General features: G+C 56.7%; 19 protein-coding genes. 9 read left to right on the top strand and 10 right to left on the bottom strand.

Annotated elements, in window-relative coordinates; all coding sequences use genetic code 11:
- Positions 1–58: 58 nt before the first annotated feature.
- From ompK35 to CW267_RS03300, 3 genes are all read right to left on the bottom strand, one after another.
- Positions 59–1,138, bottom strand: a complete 1,080-nt coding sequence (gene ompK35, locus CW267_RS03310; protein ID WP_008805872.1) for a porin OmpK35 — start codon at positions 1,136–1,138, stop codon at positions 59–61.
- Positions 1,139–1,729: 591 nt separating this feature from the next.
- On the bottom strand, positions 1,730–3,130 hold the full coding sequence (asnS, locus tag CW267_RS03305; protein ID WP_012542310.1) for an asparagine--tRNA ligase: 1,401 nt from the start codon (positions 3,128–3,130) through the stop codon (positions 1,730–1,732).
- Between the two features lie 175 nt (positions 3,131–3,305).
- On the bottom strand, positions 3,306–3,767 hold the full coding sequence (locus tag CW267_RS03300) for an Lrp/AsnC family transcriptional regulator (protein WP_002898209.1): 462 nt from the start codon (positions 3,765–3,767) through the stop codon (positions 3,306–3,308).
- 311 nt (positions 3,768–4,078) lie between these two features.
- On the opposite strand from CW267_RS03300, the gene dpaL reads away from it, so the two are divergent.
- The 4 genes from dpaL to CW267_RS03280 all read left to right on the top strand — a co-directional run bounded on the left by dpaL (position 4,079) and on the right by CW267_RS03280 (position 9,150).
- Positions 4,079–5,290 (top strand): diaminopropionate ammonia-lyase, encoded by a 1,212-nt coding sequence (gene dpaL / locus CW267_RS03295; protein WP_004199498.1) that lies wholly within the window; start codon positions 4,079–4,081, stop codon positions 5,288–5,290.
- 122 nt (positions 5,291–5,412) lie between these two features.
- Positions 5,413–6,702 (top strand): aromatic amino acid transport family protein, encoded by a 1,290-nt coding sequence (locus CW267_RS03290; protein WP_044613214.1) that lies wholly within the window; start codon positions 5,413–5,415, stop codon positions 6,700–6,702.
- Positions 6,703–6,726: 24 nt separating this feature from the next.
- Positions 6,727–7,965 (top strand): Zn-dependent hydrolase, encoded by a 1,239-nt coding sequence (locus tag CW267_RS03285; protein ID WP_100781431.1) that lies wholly within the window; start codon positions 6,727–6,729, stop codon positions 7,963–7,965.
- Positions 7,966–7,983: 18 nt separating this feature from the next.
- Complete coding sequence (locus CW267_RS03280) at positions 7,984–9,150, top strand: M20 aminoacylase family protein (protein ID WP_044614240.1); 1,167 nt, start codon at positions 7,984–7,986, stop codon at positions 9,148–9,150.
- A 42-nt stretch (positions 9,151–9,192) separates the two neighbouring features.
- Here CW267_RS03280 and pncB read toward each other — a convergent pair whose 3' ends face one another.
- On the bottom strand, positions 9,193–10,395 hold the full coding sequence (gene pncB / locus CW267_RS03275) for a nicotinate phosphoribosyltransferase (RefSeq protein ID WP_032691145.1): 1,203 nt from the start codon (positions 10,393–10,395) through the stop codon (positions 9,193–9,195).
- 326 nt (positions 10,396–10,721) lie between these two features.
- Here pncB and pepN point away from each other — a divergent pair, with 326 nt between their 5' ends.
- Positions 10,722–13,337, top strand: coding sequence for an aminopeptidase N (gene pepN, locus CW267_RS03270; RefSeq protein WP_100781432.1), 2,616 nt, complete (start codon positions 10,722–10,724; stop codon positions 13,335–13,337).
- 97 nt (positions 13,338–13,434) lie between these two features.
- Here pepN and ssuB read toward each other — a convergent pair whose 3' ends face one another.
- The 5 genes from ssuB to ssuE are packed head-to-tail and all read right to left on the bottom strand — an operon-like array spanning position 13,435 to position 17,679.
- Positions 13,435–14,208, bottom strand: coding sequence for an aliphatic sulfonates ABC transporter ATP-binding protein (ssuB, locus tag CW267_RS03265; protein WP_012542307.1), 774 nt, complete (start codon positions 14,206–14,208; stop codon positions 13,435–13,437).
- Entirely contained in the window at positions 14,205–14,996 is a 792-nt protein-coding gene (gene ssuC, locus CW267_RS03260) for an aliphatic sulfonate ABC transporter permease SsuC (protein WP_008805877.1), read from the bottom strand. The genes ssuB and ssuC overlap by 4 nt, the downstream gene beginning before the upstream one ends.
- A 10-nt stretch (positions 14,997–15,006) precedes the next feature.
- Positions 15,007–16,152 carry an FMNH2-dependent alkanesulfonate monooxygenase gene (ssuD, locus tag CW267_RS03255; RefSeq protein WP_008805878.1) on the bottom strand — a complete coding sequence of 382 codons (1,146 nt, stop codon included), beginning with the start codon at positions 16,150–16,152 and terminating at the stop codon, positions 15,007–15,009.
- Complete coding sequence (locus CW267_RS03250; protein WP_012542306.1) at positions 16,149–17,111, bottom strand: sulfonate ABC transporter substrate-binding protein; 963 nt, start codon at positions 17,109–17,111, stop codon at positions 16,149–16,151. Before CW267_RS03250 ends, ssuD begins: the two co-directional genes overlap by 4 nt.
- On the bottom strand, positions 17,104–17,679 hold the full coding sequence (gene ssuE, locus CW267_RS03245; protein ID WP_008805880.1) for an NADPH-dependent FMN reductase: 576 nt from the start codon (positions 17,677–17,679) through the stop codon (positions 17,104–17,106). The genes CW267_RS03250 and ssuE overlap by 8 nt, the downstream gene beginning before the upstream one ends.
- A 248-nt stretch (positions 17,680–17,927) precedes the next feature.
- On the opposite strand from ssuE, the gene pyrD reads away from it, so the two are divergent.
- A complete protein-coding gene (gene pyrD / locus CW267_RS03240) occupies positions 17,928–18,938 on the top strand; it encodes a quinone-dependent dihydroorotate dehydrogenase (RefSeq protein ID WP_002898303.1) in 1,011 nt (336 codons plus the stop codon).
- Between the two features lie 169 nt (positions 18,939–19,107).
- Positions 19,108–19,650: a cell division protein ZapC gene (zapC, locus tag CW267_RS03235; RefSeq protein ID WP_023297330.1), complete on the top strand. Its 543-nt coding sequence runs from the start codon at positions 19,108–19,110 to the stop codon at positions 19,648–19,650.
- Here the strand turns inward: zapC and CW267_RS03230 are convergent.
- Positions 19,647–20,756, bottom strand: a complete 1,110-nt coding sequence (locus CW267_RS03230; protein WP_012968611.1) for a YcbX family protein — start codon at positions 20,754–20,756, stop codon at positions 19,647–19,649. The genes zapC and CW267_RS03230 overlap by 4 nt on opposite strands.
- A gap of 99 nt (positions 20,757–20,855) precedes the next feature.
- Here CW267_RS03230 and rlmKL point away from each other — a divergent pair, with 99 nt between their 5' ends.
- A complete protein-coding gene (gene rlmKL, locus CW267_RS03225; RefSeq protein ID WP_008805884.1) occupies positions 20,856–22,961 on the top strand; it encodes a bifunctional 23S rRNA (guanine(2069)-N(7))-methyltransferase RlmK/23S rRNA (guanine(2445)-N(2))-methyltransferase RlmL in 2,106 nt (701 codons plus the stop codon).
- A gap of 12 nt (positions 22,962–22,973) precedes the next feature.
- On the top strand, positions 22,974–24,881 hold the full coding sequence (locus tag CW267_RS03220; protein ID WP_012542303.1) for an ABC transporter ATP-binding protein: 1,908 nt from the start codon (positions 22,974–22,976) through the stop codon (positions 24,879–24,881).

Below are 24,881 nucleotides of genomic sequence, written 5' to 3'. Positions count from 1 at the left end.
AGAAAAGCAGGACCGAAGTCCTGCTTTGAAGGCATATCACGAAGGGGTGTACTGCAGATTAGAACTGGTAAACGATACCCACGGCCGCCTGGTCGTCGGTGGCTACGCCAGCCGCTTTGGTGTAATCGTTGTCGTCCAGCTGGTTGAATTTATACGCAGCGTAGACGTTCATGTTCTTGTTGAAGTAGTACCAGGTACCCACTTCGATGTATTTAACCAGATCCGCATCGCCGCCGGAGAAGCCAGCACGTGACTGCAGGTCTTTACCTTTGGTCTGCACGTAACCGATGGACGGACGCAGGCCGAAGTCGAACTGATACTGTACGACAGCTTCAAAGTTCTGGGTTTTGCCCGCGAAGTGGTTATCTTCTTCCGGAGTCATGTTGTAGGTCTGAGAGTACATGACCGCTGCATAGACGTTGTTGGCGTCATATTTTGCAGAGGTTGCCCAGGCTTCGGCTTTGTCGCCATTGCCGTCAGCTTTCTGATCGACGCTACGGTTGGAGCCGGAGTAGCCTGCAGACAGTGCGATACCGTTGTCGAACGCGTAAGTGGCTGCGGTGCTGAAGCCGTCGCCATTCTGCTTGCGAACCGCACGGTCGTGGTCGTTTTTACCCTGGTACTGCAGCGCGAAGCTCAGGCCGTCAACCAGACCAAAGAAGTCAGAGTTACGGTAGGTTGCCACGCCGTTGGTACGGCCGGTCATGTAGTTGTCGGTGTAGTTCCAGCCGTCGCCGCCCCATTCAACCAGCATATCGGTTGCTGCTTCGACGTCGTAGATCGCGCCGTAGTTACGGCCGTAGTCGAATGAACCGTATTCGCCCGCTTTCAGACCCGCGAACGCCAGACGGGTTTTCGTCGGCTGGGAACCTTCAACATTGGACGCATCCATGTTGTATTCCCACTGGCCGTAACCGGTCAGCTGATCGTTGATCTGAGTTTCGCCTTTCAGGCCGATACGGGCATAGGTGGTATCGTCGCTGCTGGTGTCGCCATTGGTGGTCCAGACGTGCTCGCCGACCATTTTCCCATAGAAGTCCAGTTTGTTGCCGTTTTTGTTATAGATTTCTGCAGCGTTGGCTGCACCGGCTACCAGCAGGGCAGGGATCACCACTGCCAGAATATTGCGCTTCATCATTATTTATTACCCTCATTAATATTTTTTATATGAACACGTGCCACTGCCGTCAATAAGTTCTGTCAATAAAAACTTACAGAACCATTGATGAGAGTTTGGTGTCTGAAGGCATCTTTCCATCCGCGACAACGTTTCGCTAGCCGGAAAATGCTACGAATATCTCATATGAGTAACAAAACGAAAAATCATGTAACTAAATGTGTATTTTGGGGAACTTTGTGAACTTAATCAAAATTCCGTTCCACCTGATGAGGTAAAACGTCATTGCTTATCTATCTATATGAATTATTTATGATTAATTTGGATAAGCGGCAATTCGTTCATTTTATGTGTTGAATTCGTCTTCTTTTTATTCAGCCTCTGTCTTGGCAAGACGTGCGGCGCATGGTTAAAAAATGAGCAAATTTATCAGGGGTTTTGCTCTGATATGAACATAAAGTGCGATCTGCATCACCGGTGTGCACCGAAACAGTGCGTAACATAAATGTGATTTCCAGGCCTTGATGTTTAAGTTTGTTGAATTTTGCTAACAGTAATTGACATAAAAAAAGGCCAGCTTGCGCTGGCCTTTCAGGTTTATGTCAGAAAAATTTAGAATGTCGCGTTGCGCGGGGTACGCGGGAACGGAATGACATCGCGGACGTTCTGCACGCCGGTGACGTAAGCGATCAGACGTTCGAAGCCCAGACCGAAGCCGGAGTGCGGTACGGTGCCGTAGCGGCGCAGGTCGCGATACCACCAGTAGTCTTCTTTGTTGAGCCCCATCTCTGCCATACGCGCGTCCAGCACGTCGAGACGCTCCTCACGCTGGGAACCACCGATGATCTCGCCGATGCCCGGCGCCAGCACGTCCATTGCCGCGACGGTTTTACCGTCTTCGTTAAGGCGCATGTAGAAGGCCTTAATGTCTTTCGGATAGTTTTTCACCACGACCGGCGCTTTGAAGTGTTCTTCAGCCAGATAACGCTCGTGCTCGGAGGAGAGATCCACGCCCCAGTAAACCGGGTTCTCAAACTGCTTGCCGCAGTTTTCCAGGATAGTGACGGCATCGGTGTAATCCACCTGAGCAAAATCAGCGGAGACGAAACGCTGCAGACGGTCGATAGCGTCTTTGTCTACGCGCTCGGCGAAGAACTGCATGTCATCCGCACGCTCTTCCAGTACCGCCTTGAAGACGTACTTGAGCATCGCTTCCGCCAGACCAGCAACATCGTTCAGGCTCGCGAAGGCGACTTCCGGCTCCAGCATCCAGAACTCCGCCAGGTGGCGGCTGGTGTTGGAGTTTTCGGCGCGGAAGGTTGGGCCGAAGGTGTAGATTTTCGACAGTGCGCAGGCATAGGTCTCGCCGTTCAGCTGGCCGGATACGGTCAGGAACGACTCTTTACCAAAGAAGTCTTTATCGAAGTCGACTTTGCCCTGATCGTTACGCGGCAGGTTTTCCAGATCCAGCGTCGACACGCGGAACATTTCGCCGGCGCCTTCGGTATCGGAAGCGGTGATCAGCGGGGTGGAAACCCAGAAGAAGCCCTGTTCGTCGAAGAATCGGTGCAGCGCCTGCGCCAGGGTATGACGCACGCGAGCTACCGCGCCAATCAGGTTGGTGCGCGGACGCAGGTGCGCTACTTCACGCAGATACTCGATGCTGTGGCGCTTGGCCGCCATCGGGTAGGTGTCCGGGTCTTCCACCCAGCCGGTGACTTCCACGCTGGTCGCCTGGATCTCAAAGCTTTGACCCTGGCCCTGGGAAGCCACGACTTTACCGGTGACAATCACCGAGCAACCGGTGGTCAGACGCAGCACTTCCTGATTGTAATTGGGCAGAGAATTATTAATAACGGCCTGTACAGGATCAAAGCAGGAACCGTCATAGACGGCGAGGAATGAAAAGCCAGCTTTAGAATCTCGGCGGGTACGCACCCATCCGCGGACCGTGACTTCGCTGTCAACGGCAACGCGGCCCTGGAGTACGTCGGCTACAGGCACAACGCTCATAATAATCTCTCTATGTAGTCCAATAAAAAAGTCTCTTCCCCCTACAGCGGGGGGATATCTATGTTACCTGTCATCTTCCATCAGACAAGTAGATTTCGCACAGGGAAGGGTGGATTTCGGAAATAAATACACCTCCGGGGCGTTCTTTGGCTCCCCATGTCGACTTTTACACGACTTACTCGATAATGACCGTCATTTCCTGCTTCGCATTTTGCATCGACACGATGGTCCGGAAAGACTTGATATTTCCCGAGGCAAAAAAGAGTTCACGGGTTAGCGCTTCGTATTCCGCCATATCACGGACGTTGATCACGAGCAGAAAATCGAAGTCGCCAGTGACATAGTAGACCTGCTGCACTTGCGGACAGGTTACGAAACGCTGTTTATCCTCCTCAAGCAGATCGAGACGTTCATTCTCAATGGTCACCTGCACCATAATGGTGATCGGTCTTCCCACTTTACTGGCGTCCACTAAGCTAACACTGCCTTTAATCACTCCTGCATCCTCCAGTGCAGCGATACGCCGATTGACTGCCGAAGGAGACAGGCTGATCCGATCGGCGATCTCCCGTTGCGACAAGCGATTATTACGCTGCAAGAGCGTAAGAATTTTTTTATCCCATGCGTCAAGTTTCATCATATATCTCGTCCTGCAAGCCTGTGATCAACCTCACTAATGCAACGTTGTTGCGTGAGAATGATAAAACAGAGTGAAAATTGCGGCGCGATGGGCAACTTTGCGCCAATTAACCGCCGGGCGCAGTGTACCATCACAGGCAGTGGGAAAGCGGTATATCGCGACAAAAAGCCTCTCACATTCTGACTTAACCAATTTAAAGCGACCGTCCTGTCTCAGGCCGCACGGATCCGTGCACCCGTCGTTTAGGCGGAATGGTCGCAAATAACGTTATCGTCGCAGGACGATATGAAAATAGAGGTGCCTGAATAGTGGACACAATTAAATTTCAACTTAACGCCCGGCGGCAGCCCTATGGCCAGGGAGCAGACTTGAGTCTGCTGAATGAAAGCGTGGGGAACGAAGTGCTGGCATTCCATCAAAAATTTCCTGATTACCGGGTCACGCCGCTGCGTAAGCTGGAATTTTTAAGCCAGCGGCTGGGGCTGGGATCGATCCATATAAAAGATGAAGCGCAGCGATTCGGTTTGAATGCGTTTAAAGGACTAGGCGGGTCCTATGCGATGGGGAAATATCTCGCCGCTCTGCTTGAGCGAGATATTAATACGTTGAGCTTTGCCGAGCTTAATTCACCAGTGATTAAGGCGCGTATCAAGGACATCGTATTTGTGACTGCTACCGACGGTAACCACGGACGTGGCGTGGCGTGGGCGGCTGAGCAGCTTGGGCTGCGTGCGGTGGTGTATATGCCAAAGGGCTCGTCGCCGGTACGCGCGCAGAATATTCGCCGGCATGGCGCCGAATGCACGATTACTGAACTGAACTACGACGACACAGTTCGGCTGGCGGCCAAAACCGCGCGCGAGCAGGGATGGGTTCTACTCCAGGATACCGCCTGGCAGGGCTACGAGCAGATCCCCACATGGATCATGCAAGGCTATATGACCCTCGCTGTTGAAATCTGGCAGCAGCTGGCAGAAAGCGGAGCGCCGATGCCGACGCATCTGTTTTTACAAGCCGGGGTCGGGTCGTTTGCCGGTAGCATCATGGGATATTTCATCGAAAAGATGCAGCAGCAGGCTCCCACCATCATCATCGTTGAGCCGCACAAGGCGAACTGCCTGTATCGCTCGGCAACCATTAATGACGGACTGCCGCACAGCGTCGGCGGGGATATGTCAACTCTGATGGCCGGGCTTGCCTGTGGTGAACCTAACATCACCAGCTGGCCAATGCTCCGCGACCATGCCACCTGTTTTATTTCCGCCGACGATTGTCTGGCGGCCAACGGCATGCGCCTGTTGGCCGCTCCGCGACCAGGTACTGACGAACCTTTTGTCTCCGGGGAATCCGGCGCTATTGGCACAGGAGTGCTTTATGCGCTGATGACTCAACCGGCGTATCGCGAGCTTGCCGAATCGCTGCGCCTGAATGCCGATGCACAGGTTCTGTTAATCAGCACGGAAGGAGATACATCACCCGATGTCTATGAAGACATCGTCTGGTTTGGCCGTAATGGTTGAGCGCTATCGACAATAACAAGGGGGCCATCTTACCTACCCTACAAGCCCTCGGTATGACAAGCGTTCTGACTCATAACGAAAACATACGCGCTTTCGCGTCATGCATAGAGAGAACCTGACCGATGAATACTGAAAATATAATTATCAATAAAGGATATTCCGATCCCGCAAAGTGGCATAGCGAAGATACCGTGTGGGTGCTTGGCCTGTTCGGCACGGCAATTGGCGCCGGGGTGTTGTTTCTGCCGATTAACGCCGGAATTGGCGGTTTTTGGCCGCTGCTTATCGTTTTTGCTCTCGCTTTTCCCATTACTTATCTGGCGCATCGCGGGCTGGCACGATTTATTTATTCTTCCAACACGCCGGAAAGCACGATCACCGATGTCATTGGCGAGCATTTTGGCGCGCTAGCGGGGAAGGTGTTTACCGTTATCTATTTCTTCGCTGTGTACACCATTTTGATTATGTATGCGGTAGCCATTACGAATACTGCGCAAAGTTTTATCAGCCATCAACTGGGGCTGGCGGAGCCGCCGCGGGCAGTGGTGTCGATTGTGCTGATCCTCGGGCTGATGTTTATTGTCCGCCTCGGGCAGCGTTTGATTATGCGCGTGATGAGCACCCTGGTTTATCCCTTCATTATTTCACTTATTTTTATGGCGCTGTTTTTGATTCCGCACTGGAACGGCGCGATTTTGCACACCGTGAGCTTCAGCGCAATGGGCGATGGGCGCGGCATTTTACTGACGCTGTGGATGACTTTTCCGGTGCTGGTTATGTCGTTTAACCACTATCCGATCGTCTCGCCGATGGTGGTGCGCCAGAAGCAGCGCTACGGACTCGCGCTTGCCGAGCGCAAATGCGCGCAGATCCAGCGCTATGGCATCCTCTTAATGACCGTGGTGGTGCTATTTTTCGTTCTCAGCTGCGTGTTGAGCCTGTCACCACAGCAGTTAGCGGAAGCAAAAGCGCAGAATTTGTCGATCCTGTCGTACCTTGCCAACCAGTTTGAGACGCCGATTATTGCCTGGCTATCGCCAATCATTGCGTTTGTCGCGATTACGAAATCGTTTCTTGGCCACTATATCGGCGCTTATGAATCGCTGCGCGATCTGATTATCGAGGCCGCCGCCGCGCGGGGGAAAAAACCGACTATCCGCGCAGTTGACGCCGTTATTCTGGTTTTTATGGTCCTCACCTGCTGGTTCGCCGCCTATAAGAACCCAAGCATCCTCGGTATTATCGAGTGCATCAGCGGCCCGACCGGGGCTGCGATTCTACTGCTGTTGCCGATGTATGCCATTCATAAGTTACCGGTGCTGGCGCCGTATCGCGGCAAAGCCAGCAACGTTTTCGTCACCCTGATTGGGTTAATTACCGTATCCGCCATTTTTTACGGCATGTTCCAGTAACCCCGAACAATAGCGAGATGTTTTATGAGTCATGATCTACAGATAAACGGCCAGCGGCTGATCGATTCCCTGTTTGCGCTTGGTGAATGCGGCGCGTTGGAAGGCGGCGGCGTCTGCCGCCTTGCGGCGACCGCGGAAGATAAAGCCGGTAGGGACTTTGTTGTTGCCCGGATGAACGCGCTGGGGCTGACTATCTATATCGATGCTATCGGCAACGTTACCGGTGTTTATCGCGGAGAAGAGGCGCTACCGATGGTGATGATGGGGTCGCATATCGACACCGTGGGTACTGGCGGCCTGTACGATGGCAACTACGGCGTTATGGCCGGCCTTGAGGTGATTGCCACCCTCCAGGATGCCGGGATCCGCACCCGACGACTGTTGGCGGTAACCTTCTTTACTAATGAGGAGGGGGTGCGCTTCCAGCCCGATATGATGGGAAGCGTGGTGTTTGCCGGGGAGTATCCACTGGCGCAGGCCCTGGCGGCAAAAGACCACAATGGCATTACTCTTGACGAGGCGCTGCGGGAGATTGGCTATAAAGGCGAACATCAGCCGGGCAATCTGCCGGTAGATAGCTACGTCGAACTACATATCGAACAGGGACCTATCCTCGATAAGGAACGGATTGATATCGGCGTCGTCACCGGCGTGCAGGGTATTTCATGGCAAGAATTTACGCTAACAGGCGTGTCGAATCACGCCGGTACGACACCGATGTCCATGCGCCGCGATGCCGGCCTGGCGGCGGCGAAAATCGCCGTTTTTGCCCGTGAACTGGCGATGAGCCTCGGCGGCAATCAGGTGTCTACCGTCGGGCATATCAGCGTTAAACCCAACCTGATTAACGTCATTCCAAATCACGTCGTGATGTCGGTGGATTTACGCAATACCGATAACGCTATCTTAATTGAAGCGGAACGGCGCTTAGCCGAGTTTGTCGCCACAACGGCGCAGGAAGAGGGGGTGGAGATAGCCAGCCGTTCACTGGTACGTTTTAACCCGGTCATTTTTGCCGATGAAATCGTCAATGCCGTTGAAGCGGAGGCGAAACGTCAAGCCCTCAGTTATCGGCGCCTGCCGAGCGGCGCCGGCCACGACGCGCAATTTATGGCTTCGGTATGCCCCGCAGGGATGATTTTTGTCCCCTGTGTTGACGGCATTAGCCACAACGTCAATGAACATAGCGAAGCCAAAGATCTCATTGCCGGCGCCAATGTGCTGCTGCAGGTGGTATTACAGCGCGCGCAGCGTGCGGCATAATTTTTACAGGAGTGAAGAATGAATCAACAACAGCTAAAGCAGCAGCTTATTGCCTGGCGCCATCACCTGCATGCCAATCCGGAAAGCGCCTTTGAAGAAGTCAAAACCTCGCAGTTTATCGCCGAGAAACTCGAAGCGATGGGCATTGAGGTTCATCGTAATATAGGTAAAACTGGGCTGGTGGGCGTGTTGAAATGCGGCGACGGTAACGGTGTTATCGCCATCCGCGCCGATATCGATGCTATTCAATTGAACGAACAGGGTGAACGGCCTTACCGCTCCACGACCGCCGAACGGATGCACGGCTGCGGGCATGATGGCCATACCTGCATTGCGCTGGGCGCGGCGCAGTTGCTATTGCAGCGGCAAAACTTTAACGGCACGGTCTGTTTTGTTTTTCAACCTGCGGAAGAACCCGGTTATGGCGCCAATGCGATGATGACGGACGGCGTTATCGAGCGTTTCGGCATCGAGGAGATTTACGGCCTGCACAATATGCCGGGTATGAAGGCCGGGACCATCGCCACCCGTGTCGGCGGTATTATGGCCAGCGAAGATAACTTTATTATCCGTATTAAGGGGCAGGGGGCGCATGCCGCCCGGCCGCATATGGCGAAGGATCCGCTGGTGATTGCGGCAGAAATTATTCTGGCGCTGCAGACCATCGTTTCACGCAATATCGACCCGAACGTGCCGGCGGTGATCTCCTGTACGGAGCTTCATACTGACGGTATCCGCAATGCGATCCCCACGCATGTGGAAATTAAAGGGGATACCCGCAGCTACTCGGCTGACGTACAGGCGCTGCTGGAAGCGCGCATGCGGACCATTAGCGAAGCGATTTGCGCGATGCACGGTGCGACGTGCCAGTTCAGCTATACCCATGAATTTGCGCCAACGGTGAACTGGCAGCAATGCGTTGATGTGGCGGTCACCGCTGCGATTAACGTGGTAGGGGCTGAGAAGGTGGACGGCAACGTCGCACAGATGATGATTTCGGAGGATTTTGGCGCTTTTCTGCAAAAAATCCCCGGCTGTTTCATCTTTTTAGGCAACGGCGATAGTTCAGATGCTCAGGGCAATACACCGTTGCATAATGCCTGCTACGACTTTAATGATGAGATATTGCTAACTGGCGCGGAGTATTTTGCCGAGGTCGTCAGAACCCGTCTGCCGCAGGAGTGATATTGATTGGCCCGATAGCAGAATGCCGTCGGGCCATGTTTTTTAGCTCGCCTTTTTAATCGGCGGCAGGTCGAACGCCTCGCGCAGGGCGCGGACGAAGGCCTTATCGTGGCAGATGGTTTTCCCCGGGCTGTCGGAGAGTTTCGCCACCGGTTTGCCGTTACATTCCACCAGCTTAATCACGATATTGAGCGGTTTAACCTGCGGCAGATCGCAGGTTAAACGGGTGCCGATACCAAAGCTCAATTTCACCCGCGAGGCGAAGTGGCGATACAAATCGACCGCTTTGGCGAGATCGAGATTATCGGAGAAGACCAGCACTTTGCTCAGCGGATCGATGCCCAGCTTCTGATAATGGGCGATGGCTTTTTCACCCCATTCCACCGGGTCGCCGGAGTCATGGCGCAAACCCTGATAGCGGGTAGCGAATTCCGGACCAAAATCGCGCAGGAACGCATCCATGGTGATGCAGTCGGTCAGCGCGATGCCCAGCTGGTCGGGATACTCTTCCAGCCAGGCGGCAAGGGCCGCCCGCTGGCTGCTGGCGAGGTTCGGGCTGATCTGCTGGTGGGCCTGGAACCATTCGTGCGCCTGGGTGCCCATCGGGGTTAAATGTAAACGACGAGCCAGATCGTAATTGCTGGTGCCGACAAACCACGGCTCCTGCTGCAGACGTTGCACAATGGCCTCTTGCACTTCGCGTGAAAAACGACGGCGGGTGCCGAAGTCCATCAGGCGGAAGGCGCGCATATCGAGGCCAGCGGTCATGCTGGCGAAGTCGCCTAGCTTATGTTCCAGCGTGTTCAGCGCCTGATCGACGCCCATTTCTGGTGAACGATAGCGATGGACCAGCTCGCTTATCACCGCCAGCAGCGGGACTTCCCACATGATGGCTTCACGCCACGGGCCGGTAAGGCGAATGTTCAGCTTGCCGTTGTCATTGCTGACCGTGACCTGGCGCGGGTCATAGCGAAAATCGCGCAGCCAGTCGAGATAATCCTGGCGGAAAAAGGGAAGGGTGGACAACCAGTGATATTCATCATCCCGCAGTCTCAGGTCGCGCATGGACTCCACCTGCTCGCGGATCGCGTCGGCATAAATGCCGAGCAGGTCGTCTCCGCGGCAGCGAAACTCCGCCGCCACATGCACATCGCCGTAGCGGTGGAAGACAGCCTGCTGCATGTGCAGCTTGTAGGCATCCGTATCAAGCAGCGAGTGCAGTACAGGAGAAGTGAATTGTGTCATGGTGCGCAGTAGCATCCTCTCACTGGAGCGTTCCATCCAAACCAACGCGAAAAAAGGAGGCGGAGTATACCTTTATTACCCGGCTCTGTCCCGCGATGGCGAGCGATGGCGACGCTGACGGTCATTTGCGAGGCCTAGTTTAATATATTGAACATGGATCACACCACAAGCTTTGCGTCGGGTCGAGGGCATTTCGTGCCGCGCGTGTTAACAAAATGTAGCGGTTTTCGTGTTTCACATTGAAAAGATGAAGATTCTGCATAGCGCGATTGACACAACGGGAATAGACTGGGACGACACTTTACCCAAGATGCGAAAGGTTTTTTATGACACAACAGCCCCAAGCCAAATACCGCCACGACTATCGTGCGCCGGAGTATCTGATTAGCGATATCGATTTGACCTTTGACCTGGATGCCGCAAAAACCGTCGTTACGGCCGAGAGCAAGGTCTCCCGCCACGCGGCTGCGTCTGATGTGCCATTGCGCCTCGACGGCGAAGATCTGACCCTGATCGCGCTGCAAGTGAACGGCCAGCCGTGGAGTGACTATAAAGAAGAAAACAATCAGCTGGTGATCGGCGGTCTGCCGGAGCATTTCACCCTGACCATCGTCAATGAGATCAGCCCGGCGGCGAACACCGCGCTGGAAGGCCTGTATCAGTCAGGCGAAGCGCTGTGTACTCAGTGCGAAGCGGAAGGTTTCCGCCATATTACCTGGTACCTGGACCGCCCGGACGTGCTGGCGCGGTTTACCACCAAAATCATCGCCGACAAAGCGAAATACCCGTTCCTGCTCTCCAACGGCAACCGCATGGCGCAGGGAGAGCTGGAGAATGGCCGTCACTGGGTACAGTGGCAGGATCCGTTCCCGAAACCGTGCTACCTGTTTGCGCTGGTGGCCGGTGATTTTGACGTCCTGCGTGACACCTTTACCACTCGCTCCGGTCGTGAAGTGGCGCTGGAGCTGTACGTCGATCGCGGCAATCTCGACCGCGCGCCGTGGGCAATGACCTCGCTGAAAAATTCCATGAAATGGGATGAGGAGCGCTTTGGCCTCGAGTACGACCTCGACATCTATATGATTGTCGCCGTCGACTTCTTTAATATGGGCGCGATGGAGAACAAAGGACTCAACGTCTTTAACTCCAAATATGTCCTGGCCCGTACCGATACCGCCACCGATAAAGACTATCTTGATATCGAGCGGGTGATTGGTCATGAGTATTTCCATAACTGGACCGGCAACCGCGTCACCTGCCGCGACTGGTTCCAGCTCAGCCTGAAAGAAGGGCTGACCGTGTTCCGCGATCAGGAGTTCAGCTCCGACCTCGGCTCACGGGCGGTTAACCGCATCAACAATGTGCGCACCATGCGCGGGTTGCAGTTTGCCGAAGACGCCAGCCCGATGGCGCACCCGATCCGCCCGGATATGGTTATCGAAATGAACAACTTCTACACCCTGACGGTTTATGAAAAGGGTGCCGAAGTGATCCGCATGCTGCACACCCTGCTGGGTGAAGAAAACTTCCAGAAAGGGATGCAGCTGTACTTTGAACGCCATGACGGCAGCGCCGCGACCTGCGATGATTTCGTCCAGGCGATGGAGGATGCCTCTAACGTCGATCTGTCACACTTCCGCCGCTGGTACAGCCAGTCCGGTACGCCAATCGTCACCGTGCATGACGACTACAACCCGGAAACCGAGCAGTACACGCTGACCATCAGCCAGCGTACGCCGCCGACCGCTGAGCAGGCCGAGAAACAGCCGTTGCATATCCCGTTTGCCATTGAGCTGTACGATAACGAAGGCAAGGTGATCCCCCTGCAGAAGGGCGGCCATCCGCTGCACCCGGTGCTCAATGTAACTCAGGCCGAGCAGACTTTCGTCTTCGATAACGTCTATTTCCAGCCGGTGCCGGCGCTGCTGTGCGAATTTTCAGCACCAGTGAAACTGGAATATAAGTGGAGCGATCAGCAGCTCACCTTCCTGATGCGCCATGCGCGGAATGATTTCTCGCGCTGGGATGCGGCGCAGAGCCAGCTCGCGACCTACATCAAGCTGAACGTCAACCGTCATCAGCAGGGACAGCCGCTGTCGCTGCCGGTACACGTGGCGGACGCCTTCCGCGCCATCCTGCTGGACGAGAAGATTGACCCGGCGCTGGCCGCCGAGATCTTAACCCTGCCGTCGGCCAACGAAATCGCCGAGATGTTCGCCATTATCGATCCAATCGCCATCGCCACCGTGCGCGAAGCGCTCACCCGCACTCTGGCGAACGAACTGGCGGACGAATTCCTCGCGGTTTATCACGCCAATAAACTCGACAGCTACCGTGTGGAGCACGCCGATATTGGTAAGCGTGCCCTGCGCAATACCTGCCTGCGCTATCTGGCGTTTGCGGAGCCAACGCTGGGCGATAAGCTGGTGTCGGCGCAGTATCACCAGGCGGATAACATGACCGACGCGCTGGCCGCCCTGTCGGCAGCGGTTGCCGCCGAGCTGCCGAGCCGCGATGCGCTGATGCAGGAGTATGACGATAAATGGCATCAGGACGGTCTGGTGATGGATAAGTGGTTTATCCTGCAGTCCACCAGCCCGGCGGCCAATGTGGTGGAAACAGTGCGTGGTCTGCTGAATCACCGTTCATTCAGCATGAGCAACCCGAACCGTGTGCGGTCGTTAATCGGTGCTTTCGCCAGCAGCAACCCGGCGGCGTTCCATGCTGAAGACGGCAGCGGCTACCAGTTCCTGGTGGAGATGCTGACCGAACTTAACCAGCGCAACCCGCAGGTGGCGTCGCGTCTTATTGAGCCGTTGATTCGTCTGAAGCGTTATGATGAGAAGCGACAGGCGCTGATGCGCGCTGCGCTGGAGCAGTTGAAGGGGCTGGAGAATCTCTCCGGCGATCTGTTCGAGAAAATCAGTAAGGCGCTGGCGTAACGGTGGCAAAATCCCCGGTTGCGCTCTCGCTTACCGGGGCTACAGCGCTGTGCGATTTGGTAGCCCGGCCGAGCGAAGCGCGGGCCGGGGACGTTAGTTAGCCATGACTAAACAAACGCGGCGCACGCTCGCTGTCGCCGCGTTTCATCACCCGATCCAGCACCTCTGCCTCCAGCTCGGCCAGCTTCGCCGACCCGGTGCGCCGCGGTCGCGGAATATCCACGTTCAAATCGAGGCCAATTTTCTTCTCTTCAATTAACAGCACCCGGTCGGCCATGGCCACCGCTTCACTGACGTCGTGCGTCACCAGCAGGACCGTAAAACCATGCTCCTGCCACAGAGAGACGATCAGCTCCTGCATCTCCAGACGGGTGAGGGCGTCCAGCGCTCCCAGCGGCTCGTCCAGCAGCAGCAGGCGCGGGCGATGGATCAGCGCGCGGGCCAGCGCAACGCGCTGCTTTTGCCCACCTGACAGCGCCGCCGGCCACTCCTGCGCACGGCTCTCGAGTCCGACGCTGGCCAATGCCTGTAGGGCGGCGTCGCGCCAGGCGCCTTTTAACCCCAGCCCGACGTTATCAATCACCGTTTTCCACGGCAGCAGGCGCGCATCCTGAAACATCATCCGGGTGTCGTCCTGGATCGCCGCCAGGGGTGTCGCGCCCGCCAGCAGCTCGCCAGCGTTCGGTTTTTCCAGACCCGCCAGCAGGCGCAGCAGGGTACTCTTGCCGCCGCCGCTGCGGCCCACCACCGCCACAAACTGGCCGCTGGGAATATGCAGATCCAGCTCGTTAAGAATAGTGTTATCGCCATAGCGTTTCGTCACCCCGTTCAGCAGCAGCGGGATACCTGGGGTCAGACGGGCAGTGTTCATGCGTTAGCCTCCTGAAGATGATACGCCGGGTTCCAGCGCAGCCAGAGCCGTTCCAGCAGCTGGGCGCAGACATCGGCCAGTTTGCCAAGGATGGCGTAAAGAATGATGGCGACCACCACCACGTCGGTTTGTAGAAATTCACGCGCATTCATCGCCAGATAACCGATACCGGCATTCGCCGAGATGGTTTCAGCGACAATAAGCGTCAGCCACATCAGGCCAAGAGCGAAACGCACGCCGACCATAATTGAGGGCAGGGCGCCGGGTAAAATCACGTGACGAAACAGCGCGAAGCCGGATAAACCATAGCTGCGCGCCATCTCTACCAGCCCACGGTCGATATTACGGATCCCATGCCAGGTGTTGATATAGATCGGGAACAGGGTGCCCAGCGACACAAGGAAGATCTTGGCGGTCTCGTCGATGCCGAACCACAGAATTACCAGCGGGATCAGCGCCAGATGCGGGACATTGCGCAGCATCTGGATCGAGGTGTCCAGCAGACGCTCGCCCCAGCGTGACAGGCCGCTGATCAGGCCGAGCACCAGCCCGATGGAGCCGCCGATGGCGAAGCCGACCAGCGCCCGCCACGAGCTGATGGCCAGATGCTGCCACAGCTCACCGCTGGCCGAGAGCGTCCAGAACGCTTTCAATACCCCCTCCGGCGAGGGAAGCACCCGCGTCGAGAGCCAGCCGACGGACGAGGCCAGCTGCCAGACAATGACCGTCCCCACCGGCAGCAGCCAGGGGGCGAGGCGTAACAACAGGGGATGGGTTGATTTTGCCATCAGTGTCTCCTCAGCTTTGCGCCACTTTACGCGGGATAAACTCGTTGGCGACCGCTTCCCCCTGCAGGCGCAGGTTTTGCGGCTGCGGGATAGACGGCACGGCGACGTCGAGCAGGGGGAACAACAGCTCGCCGACCCGATACGCCTCTTCCAGATGCGGATAGCCGGAGAAGATAAAGCTATCAATACCCAGCGCAGCGTATTCATTGATTCGTTCGGCAACGGTGGCGGCATCGCCCACCAGCGCAGTACCGGCGCCGCCGCGCGCTAAGCCGACGCCGGCCCACAGGTTGGGGCTGATCTCGAGCTGATCGCGTCGACCGTTGTGCAGCGCCGCCATTCGCTTTTGACCGACGGAGTCGGTTCTGGCGAAGGCCGCCTGGGCGCGGGCGATCGTTTCATCATCAAGGTGGGAGATAAGGCTGTCCGCCGCCTGCCAGGCTTCCTCGTTGGTTTCCCGCACGATCACGTGCAGACGGATGCCAAAACGCACCCGGCGCCCATGCCGGGCCGCTTTCTCCCGGACCTGAGCAATCTTCTCTGCCACCTGCTTCGGCGGTTCACCCCAGGTGAGATAGAGATCGACCTGCTCGGCGGCCAGATCCTGCGCGACGTCAGACGATCCGCCGAAATAGAGCGGTGGACGGGGCTGCTGGAGCGGCGGGAACAGCAGCTTAGCGTCGCGAACGCGCTGATGCTTGCCGTTAAAGGTGACGGTTTCTCCCTCCATCAGCTTGCGCCAGATGTGGGTAAATTCAGCTGAGGCCTCATAGCGCTCGGTGTGGTCGAGGAAGACGCCGTCGCCGGCCAGCTCGGCGGGATCGCTGCCGGTGACCAGATTGAACAGCGCCCGGCCGTTTGACAGTCGGTCCAGGGTCGCCGCCTGGCGGGCGGCTACCGTCGGCGACACCACGCTAGGCCTGAGGGCGACAAGAAATTTCAGCCGCTGCGTCACCGGGATCATCGAGGCCGCAACCAGCCAGGCATCTTCACATGAGCGTCCGGTCGGGATCAGCACGCCGGTGAACCCCAGCCGATCCGCCGTCTGCGCGATTTGCTGCAGATAGCCGTAATCGACCGGACGGGCGCCCTCTTCGGTGCCCAGATAACGACCATCACCATGGGTCGGTAAAAACCAGAACATATTCAGACTCATGATTTCGCTCCTTGTGCGGCGGCGGGCTGCCAGATACGGGCCCGGATATCAACTTTTTTCGGCACCAGCTTGTTCTCATAGAACAGGTCGGCCGTCTGCTGCTGGCGAGCGGCGGTTTCGGCGCTCACCGGGGTTACTGAGGTGGGGGGACGATGGTCCAGATAGCTGGCGATCACCGCTTCCGGTAATCCCATCGTTTTCGCCAGCAGCGTAATGCTTTGCGCGCGCTGGCTATGGGTCAGGGCATCGGCCTGAGTAAAGGTATCGAGTACGCCTTCAATGAAAGCGCCATTGCGTTCAGCGTAGGGGCGGGAAGCAAGATAGAACGATCCCGTCTGTTTCAGATCGGTTCCGTCAGTGAGTACCCGGGCGCCGCCCTGCAGCAGCGCGGCGGAGTAGTACGGATCCCAGATGGCCCAGGCGTCGACATTACCCTGCTGGAAGGCGGCGCGCGCATCGGCGGGGGCAAGGTAAACCGGCTGAATATCGCTAAATTTCAGGCCCGCCAGCTGCAGGGCGCGCAGCAGCAGATTGTGGGAGCTGGAACCTTTCTGGAAAGCGACCTTTTTCCCTTTTAATTCGGCAACGTTGTGAATAGGACTGCCTTGCGCCACCAGGATGACTTCCGCTTTCGGCTTGGGCGGCTCCGAACCGATATAGACCAGATCGGCGCCCGCCGCCTGAGCAAAGATAGGCGGAATGTCGCCAGTACTGCCGATGTCAATGCTGCCGACGTTCAGCGCCTCCAGCATCTGCGGACCGGCCGGGAATTCAATCCACGAGATATGGGTGCCCGGATAGCGCTGCTCCAGCAGCTGATGGCTCTTCGCCAGCACCATGCTGACGCTGCCTTTCTGATAACCAATGCGCAGGGCATCGGGCGCCGCCGGGGCGGCGTGGCCCAGCGCGGAGAACAACAGCAGTCCGCCGAGGGTCAGCGCGCGGAGAGGATTAAACATGTTCCACCCCACGCAGAGACGTTAACGACGGGGCGCGGCTGCTGGGACGATGCAGCGCCTGCCAGAAGGTCTCCAGGGACTCATCCAGGCGCCGCTGCAGGTTAGGGGTGAACTGCGGCTTATGCTGGTAATCCGTGACCTGGCTGTCATCGGCGAAGACGCCATGGAGGATCTCCTGGGCCTTCAGGGCATTCAGGACGGGTTTCAGAGCGTAGTCCACCGCCAGCATGTGGGCGATGGTGCCGCCAGTGGCCAGCGGTAGCACGATTTTGCCCTCCAGCGCGCGCTCAGGAAGCAGATCGAGCAGGGTTTTCAGGGCGCCGGAAAACGAGGCTTTATACACCGGCGTGGCGATAATCAGACCGTCGGCCCCGGCCAGTTGCTCATTGAGCGTTTGTAGCGCCGGGTTGTCAAAGCGAGCGTACAGGAGGTCTTCCGGGGCAAAGTTCTGCAGATGCCAGTGGCAGACTTCGATATCGGCGGCGGTGAGCGTCTCTCTGGCATATTCCAGCAGGGCGCTGGAACGGGAAGGGTAACGCGGGCTGCCCGCAAGCGTAATGACGCGCATCTCTCTCTCCTTATAACTAAATGTTTGCATTTATCTATAATTGATAACATTTGCAGTGAGTGTGACAGAGCACCATTATTTCCCTAAATGATTTATCCACCGTTAGATAGCCGAAAAGCGCATAACGGCGCGGGGAGAGGTAATCGTTTGCGCTGATGGGTGATTTTTTGTCGCAGGTCAATTCCCTTTCAGCTGCGGATCGCACATAATACGCCCCCGGTTTGCACACCGGGAATCCAGGAGAGTTCATGTACTACCCCTTCGTTCGTAAAGCCCTTTTTCAGCTCGATCCTGAGCGCGCTCATGAAGTTACCTTTCAACAATTACGCCGTGTCACCGGGACGCCGCTGGAAATGCTGGTTCGCCAGAAGGTACCGGCCAGGCCCGTTACCTGCATGGGGCTGACCTTTAAAAATCCGCTGGGTCTGGCGGCCGGGCTGGATAAAAATGGGGAATGCATTGACGCGCTGGGCGCGATGGGTTTTGGTTCGATTGAGATCGGCACCGTCACCCCGCGTCCGCAGCCGGGCAACGATAAACCGAGGATCTTCCGTCTGGTGGATGCCGAGGGGTTGATCAACCGCATGGGCTTTAATAACCATGGCGTTGATAACCTGGTTGAGAACGTGAAAAAGGCGCATTTTGACGGCGTGCTGGGCATCAATATCGGCAAAAATAAAGATACGCCGGTGGAGCACGGTAAAGATGATTACCTGATTTGTATGGAAAAAGTCTATCCTTACGCCGGGTATATCGCCATTAATATCTCCTCACCGAATACCCCGGGGCTGCGTACGCTGCAATACGGTGAAGCGCTCGATGATTTACTCTCCGGTATTAAAAATAAGCAGCTTGAGCTGCAGCAAAAGCATCAGAAATATGTTCCGGTCGCCGTGAAGATCGCGCCGGATCTTTTACCAGAGGAATTGATCCAGGTTGCCGATAGCCTCGTGCGTCATAATATTGATGGGGTAATTGCAACCAATACCACCCTCGATCGTTCTCTGGTTCAGGGAATGAAACATTGTGATGAGACCGGTGGGCTTAGCGGTCGTCCATTACAATTAAAGAGCACTGAAATTATCCGTATGCTCTCCGCTGAGCTGAATGGTCGTTTGCCTATCATCGGCGTGGGCGGTATTGATTCGGTGATTGCTGCGCGAGAAAAGATAGCCGCCGGAGCATCGTTGGTGCAGATCTATTCCGGATTTATTTTTAAAGGTCCGCCGCTGATTAAAGAAATTGTTACCCACATCTAATCTTTTCCTCCGCTGAAACCCACCCAGGGCTTTATTTCCGGCCCTGGTTGTTTTATATTCCCTCACTGTTGCTTATTTAAACATTTTAGACTTTTCTTAATTTTAGAAAATATTCTGCGGCAAGTCGCAACAACTTTGCAGAGGCGTATGAAAGGGGACAGGGGGAAAAATGCGCATTAAACCTGACGATAACTGGCGTTGGTATTACGATGAAGAGCACGACCGCATGATGCTCGATTTGGCCAATGGCATGTTATTTCGCTCGCGCTTCGCCCGGCGAATGCTGACCCCGGATGCCTTTGCGCCGTCGGGATTCTGCGTCGATGACGCCGCGCTCTATTTCTCCTTTGAAGAAAAATGTCGCGATCTCGAACTGTCGAAAGAACAGCGAGCGGAATTAGTCCTCAATGCGTTAACCGCGATCCGTTTTCTCAAACCGCAGATGCCGAAAAGCTGGCACTTTATCGCTCATCCCCACCAGTGGCAGCCGAGCGGCGGCGACGCCGCCTGCGTCTGGCTGAGCGATACCGGGGAGCAGGTGAATTTGCTGGTGGTGGAGCCGGGAGATAACGCCGCGCTTTGTCTGCTGGCCCAGCCGGGTCTCACCCTTGCCGGGCGCGTGATGCAGTTAGGCGACGTTATTAAAATCATGAACGACCGGCTGCAGCCGGCGCAGAGCACGGTCAGCTACAGCCTGGGACAGGCGGTTTAAGGCGCCAGGCGCAGCGCCGTTTTCGGTACGCAACTGCAGGCGAGAATGGTGCCGTCCCCGGCGACCGCATTTTTCTTTAACGCGCTGACTTCGCCCTCTTCCAGCCGAATGCGGCAGCTGCCGCAGATCCCTGCCCGACACGAATAGGGTACGCGAATGCCCTGTTGCTCCAGTTGCTCCAGCAGCACCTGCTGGTTATTCCCGCTAAACTGTTGACCCTGCCATTCGATGGCAACCGTAGCCTGCTGCTGCGCTTCCGGGGCCGGAGTATCGTCGCTCTCGCCGGCGCCGTAGGCTTTCGCCGGGCCGCGGGCGAGGATTTCGACTTCATCACCCACCCGGATCACCCCGCTGTTGCGGGCAATCAGGTTCTGGCCAAAATCGACATCGCCATTGTCCAGCGCAGTACGAAAACGCTTTAAGGTTTCCAGCGGCTCCCCGGTGGGATGCTTCTGCCCGCGCTCTGGACTGACGGTGGTAAAAATGCAGCGGCTGCATGGCTTAGCGACGTCAAACACCACTTCGCCGACGCGGATCACTTTCCAGCTATCTTCATCCCAGGCGGCCGCGCCGGTGACCACGAGGTTAGGACGAAACTGTTCTATGCTTACGCTGGCCGGGCAGCGTTGCTGCAGATCGCGCAGCGAGGCCTCGTTAGCCAGCAGGTACGGGTAGCCGTCGGCGAAGGAGAGCGGTACCGCATCGTGGCGCTTCACCCGGCGGGTTAACTGCGGCCCCAGCCAGCGCAGCTGGACATCGCGCTTGAAAAAGCCGCTGAGCCACTGGTTAACGGCGGCGGGTGCGATAAGGGCGGTGAAATGGTTGCCCCAGACTTCGGTGGGCTCGGCCTGCAGGGCGAAATCGCTAAAACGCACCACGGCGCTGCTGCCGTCCGGCGCGGTCAGGTGAAGGCCATCATGCAGCGGCGCCGGAATAAATTTTACCATTTGCGGAAACTGGCGGGCGGTAATAAAGGTCCCGTCGGTTTCGGTGACCATAAACAGGCGATCGAAGGCCAGGCCGCTGATATCAGCAAAGGCGTGGGTCAGGCCCATGCCGCGCATGGATTTAACGGGATGAATAAAAAGTCGCGAGAGCGTTACCATACGCTGCCTCCGGGTTCCAAAAATAAGCCTATAACTTTATGACATAGGGCACATATTGGCTATAATGCGCACCAATTTTCTTTAAGTAAAAGTGACGATATGAATTCTCTGTTTGCCAGTACGGCTCGTGGGCTGGAAGAGCTGTTAAAAACTGAACTGGAAGGACTTGGCGCGACGGACTGCCAGGTCGTCCAGGGCGGGGTCCATTTTCAGGGGGATACGCGCCTGCTGTATCAAAGCCTGATGTGGAGCCGGCTGGCTTCGCGCATCATGCTGCCGCTGGGCGAGTGTCGCGTATACAGCGATCTGGATCTGTACCTCGGCGTACAGGCCATTCCGTGGACGGAGATGTTTAACCCTGGCGCCACCTTCGCGGTACATTTTAGCGGCCTCAATGACGAGATCCGCAACAGCCAGTATGGCGCATTAAAAGTCAAAGACGCCATCGTCGACAGCTTCACGCGTAAAAACCTGCCGCGCCCGAATGTCGATCGTGAGTCGCCCGATCTGCGGATCAACGTCTGGCTGAACAAAGAGACGGCGCATATCTCCCTGGATCTGAGCGGGGAAGGGTTGCATCTGCGCGGCTACCGCGATGGTACCGGTATGGCGCCGATCAAAGAAAACCTCGCGGCGGCGATCGTCATGCGCTCTGGTTGGGTACCGGGTACGCCGCTGCTCGATCCGATGTGCGGCTCCGGTACCCTGCTGATTGAAGCGGCGATGCTGGCGACCGATCGTGCGCCGGGTCTGCACCGCGGCCACTGGGGCTTTGGCGGTTGGGCGCAGCACGATGACGCTATCTGGAAAGAGGTGAAGGCGGAAGCGCAAACCCGCGCCCGCCAGGGGCTGGCGGCCTATGGGTCGCGCTTCTATGGCTCTGACGTCGACGAGCGCGTCATTGAGCGCGCGCGCCGCAACGCCCGCCGGGCCGGCATCGGCGAGCTGATCGATTTTGCAGTCAAAGACGTCGCCCAGCTGAATAACCCGCTGCCGAAAGGCCCGTACGGCACCGTGATCAGCAACCCGCCGTACGGCGAGCGCCTGGAAAGCGAACCGGCGCTGATTGCCCTGCACAGCCTGCTGGGCCGGATCATGAAAAGTCAGTTTGGCGGCTGGAACCTGTCGGTGTTCAGCGCCTCGCCGGAACTGCTGAGCTGCCTGCAGCTGCGTGCCGATAAACAGTTCAAAGCGAAGAACGGCCCGCTGGACTGCATACAGAAAAACTATCACCTGGCGGAAAGCGAAGGCGGCAAGCCGGCGATGCTGGCGGAAGATTTTGCCAACCGTCTGCGTAAGAATCTGAAGAAATTTGAAAAGTGGGCCCGTCAGGAAGGCATTGAATGCTATCGCCTGTACGATGCCGATCTGCCGGAATATAACGTGGCGATCGATCGCTACGGTGACTGGGTGGTGGTCCAGGAGTATGCGCCGCCGAAAACCGTCGATGCGCACAAAGCGCGCCAGCGTCTGTTTGATATTATCGCGGCGACCATCGCCGTGCTGGAAATCGCCCCCAACAAGCTGGTGCTGAAGACCCGCGAGCGGCAAAAGGGTAAAAACCAGTATCAGAAGATGGCGGAGAAGGGCGACTTTATCGAGGTGCAGGAGTACAACGCGCGCCTGTGGGTTAACCTCACCGACTACCTCGATACCGGTCTGTTCCTCGACCACCGTATCGCCCGTCGTATGCTCGGCCAGATGAGCAAGGGTAAGGATTTCCTTAACCTGTTCTCCTATACCGGCAGCGCCAGCGTCCACGCCGGTCTGGGCGGCGCGCGCTCTACGACCACGGTGGATATGTCGCGTACCTATCTGGAGTGGGCGGAGCGCAACCTGCGTCTCAATGGCCTGACCGGTCGTGCGCATCGCCTGATGCAGGCTGACGTGCTGGGCTGGCTGCGGGAAAGCACCGAGCAGTTCGATCTGATCTTTATCGATCCGCCGACTTTCTCTAACTCCAAACGAATGGAAGATGCCTTTGACGTGCAGCGCGATCATATTCGCCTGATGACCGATCTGAAACGTCTGCTGCGTAAAGGCGGCACCATTATGTTCTCGAACAACAAACGCGGTTTCCGTATGGATCATGACGGGCTGGCGGCGCTTGGCCTGAAGGCGCAAGAGATTTCGCAAAAAACGCTGTCGCAGGATTTTGCCCGCAACCGTCAGATCCACAACTGCTGGCTGATTACTGCAGCCTGAAAGGAATAAAGAATGTCACTGATTAGTATGCACGGCGCCTGGCTTTCATTCAGCGATGCGCCGCTGCTGGATAATGCTGAACTGCATATCGAAGATAACGAACGCGTCTGTCTGGTTGGGCGCAACGGCGCCGGTAAATCGACCCTGATGAAGATCCTTAACCGTGAACAGGGGCTGGATGATGGGCGTATTATTTATGAACAGGATCTTATCGTCGCGCGTCTGCAGCAGGATCCGCCGCGCAACGTTGCCGGTACGGTGTACGATTTCGTCGCCGAAGGGATCGCCGAACAGGCCGCTTACCTGAAGGCCTACCATGATGTTTCGCATCAGGTGATGACCGACCCGAGCGACAAAAATTTAAATGAACTGGCCCGTCTGCAGGAACAGCTGGATAACCTGGGCCTGTGGCAGCTGGATAGCCGCATCAATGAAGTGATCGAGCAGCTTGGTCTTAACGCCGACGCGCAGCTGGCTTCGCTTTCCGGCGGCTGGTTGCGTAAAGCGGCGCTGGGCCGTGCCCTGGTCAGCGGGCCGCGCGTGCTGTTGCTGGATGAACCGACGAACCACCTCGATATCGAAACTATCGACTGGCTGGAAGGGTTCCTGAAAAGCTTTAAAGGCACCATTATCTTTATTTCGCACGACCGCTCCTTCATCCGCAACATGGCGACGCGCATCGTCGATCTCGATCGCGGCAAGCTGGTGACCTATCCGGGCAATTACGATCAGTATCTGCTGGATAAAGAAGAAGCGCTGCGGGTTGAAGAGCTGCAGAATGCTGAATTCGACCGCAAGCTGGCCCAGGAAGAGGTGTGGATCCGCCAGGGGATTAAAGCGCGTCGTACCCGCAACGAAGGCCGCGTTCGCGCCCTGAAAGCGATGCGTCGCGAGCGCGGCGAGCGCCGGGAAGTGATGGGCAGTGCGAAGATGCAGGTGGAAGAGGCTTCGCGCTCCGGCAAAATCGTTTTCGAAATGGAGAACGTCAACTATCAGGTTGACGGCAAAGTGCTGGTGAAAGATTTCTCCGCGCAAATCCAGCGCGGCGATAAGATTGCCCTGATCGGCCCCAATGGCTGCGGGAAAACCACGCTGCTGAAGCTGATGCTTGGCCAGTTGCAGGCCGACAGCGGGCGGATCCACGTTGGCACCAAGCTGGAAGTCGCCTACTTCGACCAGCACCGTGCAGAGCTGGATCCGGACCGGACGGTGATGGATAACCTCGCCGAAGGTAAGCAAGAGGTGATGGTTAACGGTAAGCCGCGGCACGTGCTGGGCTATCTGCAGGACTTCCTGTTCCATCCGAAACGGGCGATGACGCCAGTCCGCGCGCTGTCCGGCGGGGAGCGTAACCGTCTGCTGCTGGCGCGACTGTTCCTGAAACCCAGTAACTTATTGATTCTCGATGAACCGACAAACGACCTTGATGTCGAAACGCTGGAGCTGCTGGAAGAGCTGATCGATGGCTATCAGGGCACCGTGATGCTGGTCAGCCACGATCGTCAGTTTGTCGACAATACCGTGACCGAGTGCTGGATCTTCGAAGGCGGCGGCCATATTGGTCAGTACGTCGGCGGTTATCACGACGCCCGCGGTCAGCAGGCCCAGTCTTTGGCGCAAAAGCAGACGATCGTTAAAAAAACGACGGAAGTCGCTCAGCCAAAAGCAGAAACTGTCAAACGCGGCGGGAACAAACTAAGCTATAACCTGCAGCGCGAGCTGGAGCAACTGCCGCAGAAGCTGGAAACGCTTGAGGCCGAACTGCAAACGCTGCAGGAGCAGGTAGCCGATCCTGACTTCTTTGGCCAATCGCACGATCGTACGCAGCAAGTGCTGGCGCAGCTGGCCGAAGCGGAGCAGGCGCTGGAAGCCGCCTTTGAACGCTGGGAATATCTCGAAGGATTAAAGAACGGCGCCTGA

The organism is Klebsiella sp. X1-16S-Nf21, assembly GCF_002837615.1.
Taxonomy (GTDB): domain Bacteria; phylum Pseudomonadota; class Gammaproteobacteria; order Enterobacterales; family Enterobacteriaceae; genus Klebsiella; species Klebsiella variicola.
Note: the sequence above shows the minus strand (reverse complement) of the source record. Positions and strands in the feature narration are given on the sequence as shown.

Bases quoted from the DNA above. Each gene is read 5' to 3' on its own strand.
- CW267_RS03250 (WP_012542306.1), bottom strand. From the start codon at position 17,111: ATGTTTAATCCTCTCCGCGCGCTGACCCTCGGCGGACTGCTGTTGTTC.
- pepN (WP_100781432.1), top strand. From the start codon at position 10,722: ATGACACAACAGCCCCAAGCCAAATACCGCCACGACTATCGTGCGCCG.
- pncB (WP_032691145.1), bottom strand. From the start codon at position 10,395: ATGACACAATTCACTTCTCCTGTACTGCACTCGCTGCTTGATACGGAT.
- ssuB (WP_012542307.1), bottom strand. From the start codon at position 14,208: ATGAACACTGCCCGTCTGACCCCAGGTATCCCGCTGCTGCTGAACGGG.
- CW267_RS03220 (WP_012542303.1), top strand. From the start codon at position 22,974: ATGTCACTGATTAGTATGCACGGCGCCTGGCTTTCATTCAGCGATGCG.
- asnS (WP_012542310.1), bottom strand. From the start codon at position 3,130: ATGAGCGTTGTGCCTGTAGCCGACGTACTCCAGGGCCGCGTTGCCGTT.
- CW267_RS03280 (WP_044614240.1), top strand. From the start codon at position 7,984: ATGAATCAACAACAGCTAAAGCAGCAGCTTATTGCCTGGCGCCATCAC.
- CW267_RS03290 (WP_044613214.1), top strand. From the start codon at position 5,413: ATGAATACTGAAAATATAATTATCAATAAAGGATATTCCGATCCCGCA.
- ompK35 (WP_008805872.1), bottom strand. From the start codon at position 1,138: ATGATGAAGCGCAATATTCTGGCAGTGGTGATCCCTGCCCTGCTGGTA.
- rlmKL (WP_008805884.1), top strand. From the start codon at position 20,856: ATGAATTCTCTGTTTGCCAGTACGGCTCGTGGGCTGGAAGAGCTGTTA.
- pyrD (WP_002898303.1), top strand. From the start codon at position 17,928: ATGTACTACCCCTTCGTTCGTAAAGCCCTTTTTCAGCTCGATCCTGAG.
- ssuD (WP_008805878.1), bottom strand. From the start codon at position 16,152: ATGAGTCTGAATATGTTCTGGTTTTTACCGACCCATGGTGATGGTCGT.
- ssuC (WP_008805877.1), bottom strand. From the start codon at position 14,996: ATGGCAAAATCAACCCATCCCCTGTTGTTACGCCTCGCCCCCTGGCTG.
- CW267_RS03285 (WP_100781431.1), top strand. From the start codon at position 6,727: ATGAGTCATGATCTACAGATAAACGGCCAGCGGCTGATCGATTCCCTG.
- zapC (WP_023297330.1), top strand. From the start codon at position 19,108: ATGCGCATTAAACCTGACGATAACTGGCGTTGGTATTACGATGAAGAG.
- CW267_RS03300 (WP_002898209.1), bottom strand. From the start codon at position 3,767: ATGAAACTTGACGCATGGGATAAAAAAATTCTTACGCTCTTGCAGCGT.
- ssuE (WP_008805880.1), bottom strand. From the start codon at position 17,679: ATGCGCGTCATTACGCTTGCGGGCAGCCCGCGTTACCCTTCCCGTTCC.
- CW267_RS03230 (WP_012968611.1), bottom strand. From the start codon at position 20,756: ATGGTAACGCTCTCGCGACTTTTTATTCATCCCGTTAAATCCATGCGC.